Annotated in this window: 1 protein-coding gene; it reads left to right on the forward strand. The window is 70.0% G+C overall.

Annotation, left to right across the window (positions count from 1 at the left end):
- Positions 1–473 (forward strand): hypothetical protein (locus J0A65_RS25720; RefSeq protein ID WP_206597044.1); only part of this gene is annotated, 473 nt, incomplete at both ends.

Consider the following 473-nt stretch of genomic DNA (forward strand, 5'->3'; position numbering starts at 1 on the left):
TGGAAGAATGCGACGGCGAAACCGGCCAGGTGCTGCGTCGTGGGGGTGGCCTGATCGTCTGCGGCGAGCAGCTTGGCTGGGTGCAGGGGCGAGCGCTCGAGCCGCGGCCGTCGAGCATGCCATTGCGTGAGCGGGTGGCGCAGGCCTGTGGCGATGCTGCGACTCTGGCGGCGCTGCTCGACTGCGAAACCTCGCTGGCCAGCATCGATGCGCAGGGCGACTACCGCGTGCAACTGTCCACCGTGCCGGCGCGCGTCGGCCAGGTGCTGACCCTGGAGGGTTTCGAGCCGCCGGTGCAGGGGCGCGTCCGCCAGTTCCTGCACCATCCGCAGGATGGCCGTGCGCGGGTGCGTACCTTCATCGTCGATACCCTCGAGCCGGATTGGCGAGCCGACCTCGCGACGCCGAGCAGCGGCGAAGCGCAGCAGTGGTTCGCCACGGAGCAGGAGACGCTGGCGCGTTATCTCGAGGTG

The organism is Bowmanella yangjiangensis (assembly GCF_017255015.1).
GTDB classification, from domain to species: domain Bacteria; phylum Pseudomonadota; class Gammaproteobacteria; order Enterobacterales; family Alteromonadaceae; genus Bowmanella; species Bowmanella yangjiangensis.